A 499-nucleotide genomic window follows, 5' to 3' on the forward strand; every position below is an offset into this window, starting at 1 on the left:
GGGGTTGATCCGCCGCGAGACCAGGTGCAGGTCATCGTCGTATTCGTAGCGGGTGATGCGTCCCAGTTCATCGCGCTCGGCGGTGACCTGACCGTAGGCGCCGTAGCTGTACGCGCGGGTGCTGCCGGTAGGAAACGTCGTCTGAATCAGTCGGCCAACGGCGTCCCAATGTTGCCGGGTGACTGCACCGTGTTCGTCCGCAGTCGTGGTCCGGCGCCCCAGTGCATCGTAGGAAAAGCGCCGTACGCCACCGTCGGGCAAGGTTTCTTCGGTCAACTGGCCGAGGCTGTTCCAGACCAGTCGATGCCGACTGCTGTCCGGATAACGGATCGAAAGCAACTGGCCACGGGTGTCGTAGTAGTAATGGGTGACTTGACCGTCGGGGTCGACCGCTTCGGTGACATCGCCCTCGGCATTGCGCCGGTAGATCCACACCGCATCGCCGCGAGAGCGTTTATGCAGGAAACCGTTGCGATACTCGTAGGACGTGGGTGCGTCA

At 62.5% G+C, this 499-nt stretch carries 1 pseudogene; it reads right to left on the reverse strand.

The features are described from left to right. A pseudogene (locus GTU76_RS30475) lies at positions 1-499 on the reverse strand (type IV secretion protein Rhs); the annotation flags it as partial.

The sequence above is a fragment of the Pseudomonas crudilactis genome (genome assembly GCF_013433315.1).
Classification (GTDB): Bacteria; Pseudomonadota; Gammaproteobacteria; order Pseudomonadales; family Pseudomonadaceae; genus Aquipseudomonas; species Aquipseudomonas crudilactis.